Annotated in this window: 12 protein-coding genes; all 12 read right to left on the bottom strand. The window is 31.2% G+C overall.

The features are described 5' to 3' along the window. Positions 1-58: 58 nt before the first annotated feature. The 12 genes from KGF39_RS10235 to atpG all read right to left on the bottom strand — a co-directional run bounded on the left by KGF39_RS10235 (position 59) and on the right by atpG (position 9,830). On the bottom strand, positions 59-1,153 hold the full coding sequence (locus tag KGF39_RS10235; protein ID WP_227822227.1) for a hypothetical protein: 1,095 nt from the start codon (positions 1,151-1,153) through the stop codon (positions 59-61). A gap of 424 nt (positions 1,154-1,577) precedes the next feature. After that, positions 1,578-2,519, bottom strand: coding sequence for a transketolase family protein (locus tag KGF39_RS10230; protein ID WP_227822226.1), 942 nt, complete (start codon positions 2,517-2,519; stop codon positions 1,578-1,580). Beyond that, a complete protein-coding gene (locus KGF39_RS10225; protein ID WP_227822225.1) occupies positions 2,512-3,339 on the bottom strand; it encodes a transketolase in 828 nt (275 codons plus the stop codon). Before KGF39_RS10225 ends, KGF39_RS10230 begins: the two co-directional genes overlap by 8 nt. 171 nt (positions 3,340-3,510) lie before the next feature. Then, on the bottom strand, positions 3,511-3,894 hold the full coding sequence (locus KGF39_RS10220; RefSeq protein ID WP_003421356.1) for a type II toxin-antitoxin system PemK/MazF family toxin: 384 nt from the start codon (positions 3,892-3,894) through the stop codon (positions 3,511-3,513). Beyond that, the gene (locus KGF39_RS10215; RefSeq protein WP_054271906.1) at positions 3,863-4,150 is read right to left on the bottom strand and encodes a ribbon-helix-helix protein, CopG family; all 288 of its coding nucleotides are present in this window, start codon (positions 4,148-4,150) and stop codon (positions 3,863-3,865) included. The genes KGF39_RS10220 and KGF39_RS10215 overlap by 32 nt, the downstream gene beginning before the upstream one ends. A 32-nt stretch (positions 4,151-4,182) precedes the next feature. Next, positions 4,183-5,340 (bottom strand): alanine racemase, encoded by a 1,158-nt coding sequence (gene alr, locus KGF39_RS10210; protein WP_227822224.1) that lies wholly within the window; start codon positions 5,338-5,340, stop codon positions 4,183-4,185. A 14-nt stretch (positions 5,341-5,354) separates the two neighbouring features. Continuing rightward, the gene (gerS, locus tag KGF39_RS10205; RefSeq protein WP_227822223.1) at positions 5,355-5,945 is read right to left on the bottom strand and encodes a germination lipoprotein GerS; all 591 of its coding nucleotides are present in this window, start codon (positions 5,943-5,945) and stop codon (positions 5,355-5,357) included. 20 nt (positions 5,946-5,965) lie between these two features. After that, on the bottom strand, positions 5,966-6,427 hold the full coding sequence (locus tag KGF39_RS10200) for a CBS domain-containing protein (RefSeq protein ID WP_227822222.1): 462 nt from the start codon (positions 6,425-6,427) through the stop codon (positions 5,966-5,968). Between the two features lie 14 nt (positions 6,428-6,441). Then, on the bottom strand, positions 6,442-6,822 hold the full coding sequence (acpS, locus tag KGF39_RS10195; protein ID WP_227822221.1) for a holo-ACP synthase: 381 nt from the start codon (positions 6,820-6,822) through the stop codon (positions 6,442-6,444). A 459-nt stretch (positions 6,823-7,281) separates the two neighbouring features. After that, on the bottom strand, positions 7,282-7,542 hold the full coding sequence (gene atpC / locus KGF39_RS10190; protein WP_054275322.1) for an ATP synthase F1 subunit epsilon: 261 nt from the start codon (positions 7,540-7,542) through the stop codon (positions 7,282-7,284). Between the two features lie 2 nt (positions 7,543-7,544). Further along, positions 7,545-8,939 (bottom strand): F0F1 ATP synthase subunit beta, encoded by a 1,395-nt coding sequence (gene atpD, locus KGF39_RS10185; RefSeq protein WP_227822220.1) that lies wholly within the window; start codon positions 8,937-8,939, stop codon positions 7,545-7,547. Between the two features lie 12 nt (positions 8,940-8,951). Beyond that, on the bottom strand, positions 8,952-9,830 hold the full coding sequence (gene atpG / locus KGF39_RS10180) for an ATP synthase F1 subunit gamma (protein ID WP_054275324.1): 879 nt from the start codon (positions 9,828-9,830) through the stop codon (positions 8,952-8,954). Between the last annotated feature and the right edge of the window lie 17 nt (positions 9,831-9,847).

Raw genomic sequence — 9,847 nt, 5'->3', positions numbered from 1 at the left:
CTATATGAAAACAATTAATTGTTTTCATATAGCTCTTTGGTTTACAATCTTAAAATATTTATTTGCCATTAACTCCTTCTTGATATCCAGATGTTTTTGTAATCTGTCTATAAAGAACACAAACCAGTATTATGACGCCCATATATCCAGTATATGGATATAAAATACCAACCAGCTTATCAAATGGTAGGAATCCACCTATAAGACCTAATATAGCTGTTATTAAAGTTATTAGCTTAAATTTAGGATGATTATCTTCTACAAATCTATTAGTTACTGACCATAATAAAGGTACAGCTGTTGTATATATACCTAATATAAGAATTATTGAGAATAAAACTCCAACTGTTGGTGAAATCTTATCAGCTAAGAATAATGAAGGTATTGCTTTTGAATATAAGCTTCCTATATCAGAAAGAATAGCTAAGTGCATCATTATAGCTGCTGCCATAAGTGCTACCCCACCTAATATACCACCACAAATAGCTTCTTTTTTATTAGCAGCACTTGCTCCTAATCCAGTTAAGAATGCCATAACAACAATTGTGTTATAAGTAGTATATATTACACCAGATAGGTAAGCATTTGGAACTGGTTTAGATATCTTCACAGTATTAAGAACTTGTGCAGCTTCTCCTATATTACCTATATTGTTAGCTAAACTTATACAACCAACTAAAAGTGTAAAGATTATTATTATAGGTCCTATTCCACCTAGTATCTTTGATAATTTATCAAGACCTAGTGAAACAGTTAATAATGCTACTATTGCCATACCTACTCTACCTACAAATGGGTTTAATCCATAGTATTCAGTTAAAGTTGCTCCTGCTCCTGAAATCATTACTACGAAAACACCAAATAAGAATAAAGGTCCAAACCACTCAAAGAATATTCCTAAATACTTACCACAATAAACACGATAAATTTTGATAGGTTCTTTAAGTTGAAGTTCTTTACCTTTTGACATAACTGAAGCACCCATCCATGAGAATAATACCATTGAAATTATCCCACCAATAATACCTGCAAAACCATAAAAAGAGAAGAATTGCATTATTTCCTGTCCTGTTGCAAATCCAGAACCGATTACTGTTGCTACATACGCACCTGCGAAACTGATGACTGTTTTAACATTTACTTTCTCTGACATATCTCAGTTACCTCCCCATGTGAAATTTTTTCATCTGCTTAAACAATTCGATAAACTACTTACAATTTCCTTTAACATAAAATACATGATACCTGTTTTATAGTTTTTTAGTATAATGACTTAAAACTTATAATATGTTTTTATACCACAAACCTCCTTTCATAATTTTCTTAGATTCTCTTTTATATAGGTGGTCATTATATATAAAATTAATTTCTCTATAAATTATATATTAGTCATATTTTTCTGAATAGTCAATATATATTTGAATATTTTCTCTATTTTTGTAAAAATTTGAATATTTTATTACAATTTTGATATATTGATATCATGTACAAAAAAGAGAGATATAAATTAATATAGTACTTTATACCTCTCCTTTAAATATATTATATTATTAACAAACATGAATAATTTACATCTCTTATATTCTTTTGGCAATAATAGCTTCTTTCACAACCTTTACTATGTCATCACAAGTTAATTCATATTTTTTTAACAATTCATTTGGAGCACCAGATTCGCCAAATGAATCTTTAATTCCAACTTTTTTTACGATAGCTGGATAAGACTCCCCTACTACCTCACTTACAGCAGAACCTAATCCTCCAATTATGCTATGTTCTTCTACAGTTACAATAGCATTCGTTTCTTTTGCTGATTTCAATATTAAATCTTTGTCTATAGGTTTTATTGTAGACATGTTTATAACTCTAGCACTTATACCTTCTTCTTGCAACTTTTCTTGTGCCAATAGAGCTTCATTTACCATAATTCCACAAGCTATAATTGATACATCCTTCCCATCTCTTAAGACTGCACCTTTTCCTATTTCAAATGTATAGTCTTCATCAAATAAAACCGGAACTGAACTTCTTCCTAGTCTAACATAAACAGGTCCATTATACTTAGCTATTTCAAAAATCATTTTCTCTGTTTCAACTCCATCAGCTGGAACAAGAACTGTCATATTTGGTATAGCTCTCATTATTGCAATATCTTCTACACTTTCGTGAGATGCTCCATCCTCTCCAACAGTAAGACCTGCATGAGTAGCACATATCTTTACATTTAGCTTTGGATAACAAACTGAATTTCTTATAATCTCAAAGGCTCTTCCTGTAGCAAACATAGCAAAAGTACTTGCAAAAGGTATTTTGCCAGCAGTCGATAATCCACAAGCAGCGCCTATTAAATTTTGTTCAGCTATACCCATATTAAAAAATCTATCTGGAAATGCTTTGTAGAAATCATGTGTTTTTGTAGATTTTGATAAATCTGCATCCAATACTACAACATTGTCATTTATTTGACCTAGTTTTACTAATGCTTTACCATATGCTTCTCTCGTAGCCATTTTACTCATTGTCAGCACCTCCTAATTCAAGTAATGCCTTTTCTAACTCCTCATCACTTGGAGCTGTCCCATGCCATCCTGCTTGATTTTCCATAAAAGATATTCCTTTGCCTTTTATGGTCTTTGCAATTATCATTGTAGGTTTTTTAACTGTTGATTTAGCCATATCAAGAGCAGCAAATATTTGGTCAAAATCATGCCCATCTATTTCAATTACATTCCACCCAAAAGCTTTAAATTTATCAACTATTGAACCTAAACTCATTACACTTTCTGTATCTCCATCTATTTGAAGTCCATTATTGTCTAAAAAAGCAATTAGATTATCAAGCTTATAATGTGCAGCACTCATAGCAGCTTCCCAAACAATCCCCTCTTGAACTTCACCATCACCAAGTAAAGTATATACATTCCATGGAGCATTATCCAGCTTTGATGCCATAGCCATACCACAAGCAACTGAAAAACCCTGACCTAAAGAACCTGTAGATATCTCTACTCCTGGTGTTACTTTCATATCTGGATGACCTTGTAACATCCTACCGATTTTCCTTAGCCCATTTAGTTCTTCCTTATCAAAATATCCTTTTTCAGCCAATGTAGCATATAATGCTGGTGCAGCATGTCCTTTTGATAATACAAATCTATCTCTATCCTCCATTTTAGGATTTGAAGAATCCACATTCATTTCATCAAAGTATAACGCAGTAAGTATTTCAACTACTGATAATGACCCTCCTGGATGTCCAGATTTGGCTCTATGTATCATTGAGACTATATCTCTTCTTATGATACGCGCAATCTCATTTAATCCTTTATGGTCTCTCATGCAATTACCTCCCTTGAGTTCGTAATTTTATATCAATTCCATATTATTATATCACTTTTATGCTATTTTTTTGCGTTATTTTTAATTTTATTAACATATCCCATTAAAATTAAACCCTAAGAAATATTTTCAAAGAAAAAAGGGATTGTCTAATAAAAGACAAATCCCTCTTTAAAAAGTAAATAATCCTAAACTTATTTGAAGTCCATCATCTACTTTTATCATCATATTTTCATCTAGACAACCAATTTTTTCCCTCAGCCTCTTTTTATCAATGGTTCTAATTTGCTCTAAAAGAATTACTGAGTCTTTATTAAGCCCATATTCATTGGAACTTATCTCTACATGAGTAGGTAATTTGGCTTTATTAATCTGAGATGTTATAGCTGATACTATAACTGTAGGACTATATTTATTACCTACATCATTTTGTATTATCAGAACAGGTCTAACGCCTCCCTGCTCTGAACCAACAACTGGACTTAAATCAGCGTAATATAAATCACCACGCTTTATTTCACAATTAGTACTCACCTTGGGCAATCTTCCCTTCATTTTTATCATCAGAAGATACTTCTTCAACTGTCATACCTAATTCAGCTAGTGACAGATTAATTTGACCCATTTCTCTATAACCCGTTTTCATAGATTCTTTAATATGAATTCTCTTTTTCTGAGTTATATAGAACTGAAAAGCAGCTTTTGCAAAATCTTCTCTGTTACTGTTCTCCATCTGAACTATACTATCAACTTCAGAAATCAGAGAATCTGGTAAAGTAACTTCTATTTTTTCTTTACTCTTATCGTACACAAAATCGCCTCCCAGATTATAATATCATGGTTTTATTTTAGCAAATAACTGTTTATTTGTACAAGCTCATTATTTTCCATATAAACACGGTCAACTCTTCTTGATATCATACATAACACTTCATAGTTTATAGTTCCTAAGTCTTTAGCTATACGCTCAGCTGTAACTTCGCCTTCTCCAAATAGTATAACCTCATCTCCAACTTTTATGTCTATATCTTTGTCAATTCTAACCATTATTTGATCCATACAAATTCTACCAACTACATCAAACACTTCTCCTTTAATAAGAACCTTAGGATTTTTTTGAATTCTAGTAAATCCATCTGCGTATCCAATTGGAACTGTAGCTATTGTTTCTTTACCAGTAGTTGTGTATTTTAGTCCATAACTTATTCCTACACCTGGTTCAACTTGTTTTATATGTCCGATTTTTGATTTTAATTTCATGGCTGGTCTTAATTCTAATCTATCTTTAAATACATCATCAGATGGATAATGACCATATAATATTATTCCTGCTCTTACCATATTTAATCTTAAATCAGGGCAATCCATAATGGCTGCACTGTTTGATACATGTTTTATAGCTATTTTTACACCAGCCTCATCCAACTTATCAGACATAAATTTATAATTATTAGCTTGTTTATAAGTGTACTCTTTACTTACTTCATCAGCTGTAGCAAAATGAGTAAACATACCTTCTAAATCTATATATTCTAATTTATTTAATTTTATTATTTCCTGTACTGACTCCTCATTAGGTTGGAAACCTATTCTAGTCATTCCTGAGTCTATCTTAACATGAACACAGGCTTTTTTCTCTAAAGATTTTGCAATTTCGTTTATCTTTTGTGCTGTTTCTAAAGAATAAACTGTCATAGTTATTTTATTTTTTATAGAATCTTCGAAAGCTTCGTCTGGAGTATATCCCAAGTTCAAAATAGGAAGTGTTATGCCATTTTGTCTAAGTTCAATTCCTTCAGCAGTTCTTGCCACTGCTAAATAATCTACCTTTTCTTTTTCTAGTAATTTTGCAACTTCTACTGCACCATGTCCATATGCATCAGCTTTTATTACTCCACAAACCTTAATATCTTCTTCTAATAAATTTTTAATATTGTTTAAGTTAAATCTTAAGTTATCTAGATTTATCTCTACCCATGTAGGCACTGTTATTTTTTGCATTTCTTTAGTCCCCCTTAGTTTCTGTATTCAAAATCTTTGTATTTTACTGTAAATCTTGGCACTCCCTCCTTATCCAATACTTCCATTTTTTCAGGACTTTTTGTGTCAGCATTTACATACAATACTTGCTTATTAAAATATTCATTATCCCCAGGAATAAAAGTCTCTAAAACCAAATGTCCTTTGGATAACTTTACTTTCATCTCTTCGTTTTGAAGATAGTTTTTTATAAAGTCTCCTATAAAAAGATATTGATTATTTTTTCCTGTATTAGGTAACTCCACTATATCACTAATATTTGGATTTTTAACTAATATTTTATCGCCTTGATACTCTATACTTTTCCCTTTTAAATGTTTTGGGGAAATTACTTCTAATTTATAGTTATCGGTTTTTTTATAAGTATGAATTAAAACATAATTGTGTGGGCTTCTATTTCCAACTACTTCTACTTCAGCTTTACAACTATAATAATTCATATCAGAAATCTGCTTTTGAAAATCTTTGTATACTTCTTCTTTTGTGGACTGTCGTTTTTGGCATCCTATTACAATTATAACCAGTGCCAAGAACATAATACATACTATGGTCCACTTTTTTCTCACATCACACCTCCTACTTCAGTTTATTCATTGTATAAAGCTTTTATTATATCATATCTACAAATTATACCTTTAAGTTTATTGTCATCATCTACTACAGGAACTCTGTTTATTGATTTTTTAATCATTATATTAGCTACATCATCAAACTTATCATCTTCATGAACCTTTATTATATCTTTAGACATAAGTTCTCCAACCTTATAAGCAGCTACTTGTTTTATATCTTTTTCTACCTTTTTTAAATCATCTAAGAAAATCAATCCTTGTAATAGATTTATATAGAGAGGTGCTTCTATATATTTTTCTTTTTTAAGAATATCTGTTTCAGAAATTATTCCAACAACTCTATTCTCTGAATCTACAACTGGCAGACCTCCTATTTTTTCTGCAATTAGCATATTGGCTACATCTGCTATACTATCATTTTGTTTTGCTACTATTACATCTGTTGTCATTATTTCTTTTGCTGTTTTATCCATCATAATGTAATCACTCCTTAGTCCTTAATTATGGTTATCGCATTTGCTACAGCATAATCTTTTGAATGTGATATTGAAACTTTTATTTCTAAAACATTATAATCTATGCACATTTTTGCTAGATTATTATAAGTTTTTACTATTGGTTTTCCCATCTCATTTCTGAGAACTTCTATATCTTTAAAGTTAAACACTCTAATCCCTGTACCTATAGATTTACTTATAGCTTCCTTAGCTGCGAAATTACCTGCTATACTTTCTGCTTTAAAATTCTTAGAATTAAAATACTCTATTTCTCTATATGTAAATATTTTCTCCAAAAACCTATTATTTTTTTCTACAGCTTTTCTTATTCTGTCAATTTCAATTATGTCTACACCAATATCAAATATATTCATTTTTCCTCCAGAAAATTTATAATACTTCTTTCAATAATTAATAATGAATTTATAAATTTACTATCAATAATACATATTATTATTTAGTTTATGTTACTTACCTTAATTTAATAATCATTATAATAAAACTGTAACTTTTAAAGTTATTTGTAATGAATATTATATACAAATCTATTATATTATTTATTATACTACACAACTAAGCAAATTTTTTAAATTTTATAAAAATTTTATATGTATTTCTTATATGAGGATATTTTCACTTGTATAAAAGCTATCTAAATCTTCTTTATCTTATTAATTACAACATAATTTTGCAGTAAATTCAAACATTTTGTGAATTTATTATCACTAAAAGATTACAATCTTATTGTTATTTTATTAACGCCGAAACGCAAAAAGTCATTTCACCCAAAATATTTTTGGTCAAAATGACTTTTTACATTCTAAATTAAATTACTAAATCCACTCAGCAGATTCTGTCAATATGACAGTTTTATCTTGAGCCACATTAACGAATCCTTCTGCTATTTTCGCCTCTTTAAAGCTTCCATCTTTTTTTATCTTTAAAGTTCCTACAGTTATACCTGAAACAAATGGTATATGACCTTTCAATACCCCTTTGTCTCCTTTTGTAGTTCTAACTACTATCATTTCAACGTCTCCATCATAAAAAGTATTATTTGGAGTTACAACCTTCAATGAAAATTCACTAGCCATGACTACATACTTCCCTTCGCTTTTTTAACAGCGTCTTCTATTGTCCCTACAAATAGGAATGCTGACTCTGGTAAGTCATCATGTTTACCTTCAAGAATTTCTTTAAATCCTCTTACAGTCTCTTTAACAGGAACATATTGACCTGGATTTCCTGTAAATTGCTCAGCAACTGTAAATGATTGAGATAAGAATCTTTGTATCTTTCTAGCACGTGCAACTATTAACTTATCTTCATCAGATAGTTCATCCATACCAAGTATAGCAATTATATCTTGAAGTTCTTTATATCTTTGAAGTATCGATTGTACACCTCTGGCTACTTCATAATGTTCTTTTCCTACTATACTAGGGTCAAGAATTCTTGATGTAGATTCAAGAGGGTCAACTGCCGGATATATACCCAATGATGATATTTGTCTTGATAAAACTGTTTTTGCATCTAAGTGAGAGAATGTTGTAGCTGGTGCTGGGTCAGTTAAGTCATCTGCTGGTACATATACTGCTTGAACAGATGTTATTGAGCCTTTTTTAGTTGACGTTATTCTCTCTTGAAGTGCACCCATTTCAGTAGCTAATGTTGGTTGATAACCAACAGCTGATGGCATACGTCCTAGAAGTGCTGAAACTTCTGAACCAGCTTGTGTGAAACGGAATATATTATCAACAAAAAGTAAAACGTCTTGTCCTTGCTCATCTCTAAAATGTTCTGCCATTGTAAGTCCAGTTAAGGCAACTCTCATTCTCGCTCCAGGTGGTTCATTCATCTGACCAAATACTAGAGCAGTTTTATTTATAACGCCAGACTCACTCATTTCTCCATAAAGGTCATTACCTTCTCTTGTTCTTTCTCCTACTCCTGAGAATACAGAAATACCACCATGTTGTTTAGCGATATTGTTTATAAGTTCTTGTATTAAAACTGTCTTTCCTACTCCTGCTCCTCCAAACAGACCTATTTTTCCACCTTTCAAATATGGCGCTAGTAAGTCAACTACCTTAATACCAGTTTCTAGTATTTCAGCTGTAGTTTCTAGTTCATCATATGCTGGTGCTGGTCTATGTATAGGTAATTTAGGTGCAGATTTTGGAGCTGGTTTTCCATCAACTGGTTTTCCAAGAACATTGAATATTCTACCTAAAGTTTCATCTCCAACAGGAACACTTATTGGTTCTCCTGTATCTACAACTTCCATACCTCTTACAAGTCCATCAGTTGCACTCATAGCTATACATCTTACAGTATCATCACCTATATGTTGAGCAACTTCTGCAACTATTTCTTTATCTCCTAACTTTATCACTAACGCATTTAATAAGTTAGGTAGGCTTTGTTCACTATCAAACTTAACATCTAGTACAGCTCCTACAATCTGTACTACTTTACCTACATTTGCCATTTCCTAACCTCCCTATTTTAGAGCTTCAACTCCGCCAACTATCTCTGTTATTTCTTGAGTTACAGCTGACTGTCTTGCTCTGTTATAACTTAACTCTAAATTAGATAGCATTTCATTTGCATTGTCTGTGGCCGATTCCATCGCAGTTCTTCGAGCACCTTGCTCTGAAGCAAAAGATTCCAAAATTCCACCATATACTGTACCTGATATAAACTGAGGTACAATATAACTTAAAACTGCTTCTGCTGATGGTATATATTGTACTTTTGATTTACTTTGTTTTTCTTCTTTTATTACAACGCCTTGTTCATCTGTATCTTTTTCAAAAACTAATGGAAGCAATTTTAAAATTTCAACTTCCTGTGATAAAGCTGACTTAAATTTTGTATAAGCAATATAAACCTCATCTACTTCACCTTTTTTATACAGGTCAATAATAGTTTGTGAAATTTCTATCGCATCTTCATATCCACAAGCTTCAACACTATTTATATCTTTTGCTATATTGTAGTTTCTTTTATTAAAAAATTCATGAGCTTTCTTTCCAACAGTAATAACTGTTTCCTTTTTACCTTCCATATGAGACACAGATTCCTTTAATACATTGGAATTGTATCCACCTGCAAGTCCTCTATCTCCAGCTACTACTATATAGCATTTGTTTTTTACTTCTCTTTCTTTTAAAAATTCATTTCTAACTCCACGTGTTGTTTGGGCAATATCTTTTACTGTATCGTACAAAGTATTAAAATATTCTCTTGAATTTTCAGCTTTTTCTTTTGCTTTTCTAAGCTTAGAAGATGCAACTAGTTCCATCGCTTTAGTTATTTGCTTTGTACTTTCAACACTTCCCATACGTGTTTTGATTGCTTTAATTCCAGCTCCTGCCAATTAATTTACCTCCTTTT

This window comes from Clostridioides sp. ZZV14-6345, assembly GCF_020657775.1.
Taxonomy (GTDB): Bacteria; Bacillota; Clostridia; order Peptostreptococcales; family Peptostreptococcaceae; genus Clostridioides; species Clostridioides difficile_D.
Note: the sequence above shows the minus strand (reverse complement) of the source record. Positions and strands in the feature narration are given on the sequence as shown.

What these genes read in the sequence shown, in the direction of transcription:
- KGF39_RS10230 (WP_227822226.1), bottom strand. Translation starts at nt 2,519, where the DNA reads ATGAGTAAAATGGCTACGAGAGAAGCATATGGTAAAGCATTAGTAAAA.
- acpS (WP_227822221.1), bottom strand. Translation starts at nt 6,822, where the DNA reads ATGAATATATTTGATATTGGTGTAGACATAATTGAAATTGACAGAATA.
- atpC (WP_054275322.1), bottom strand. Translation starts at nt 7,542, where the DNA reads ATGGCTAGTGAATTTTCATTGAAGGTTGTAACTCCAAATAATACTTTT.
- atpD (WP_227822220.1), bottom strand. Translation starts at nt 8,939, where the DNA reads ATGGCAAATGTAGGTAAAGTAGTACAGATTGTAGGAGCTGTACTAGAT.
- KGF39_RS10235 (WP_227822227.1), bottom strand. Translation starts at nt 1,153, where the DNA reads ATGTCAGAGAAAGTAAATGTTAAAACAGTCATCAGTTTCGCAGGTGCG.
- alr (WP_227822224.1), bottom strand. Translation starts at nt 5,340, where the DNA reads ATGCAAAAAATAACAGTGCCTACATGGGTAGAGATAAATCTAGATAAC.
- KGF39_RS10200 (WP_227822222.1), bottom strand. Translation starts at nt 6,427, where the DNA reads ATGATGGATAAAACAGCAAAAGAAATAATGACAACAGATGTAATAGTA.
- KGF39_RS10220 (WP_003421356.1), bottom strand. Translation starts at nt 3,894, where the DNA reads ATGAAGGGAAGATTGCCCAAGGTGAGTACTAATTGTGAAATAAAGCGT.
- KGF39_RS10225 (WP_227822225.1), bottom strand. Translation starts at nt 3,339, where the DNA reads ATGAGAGACCATAAAGGATTAAATGAGATTGCGCGTATCATAAGAAGA.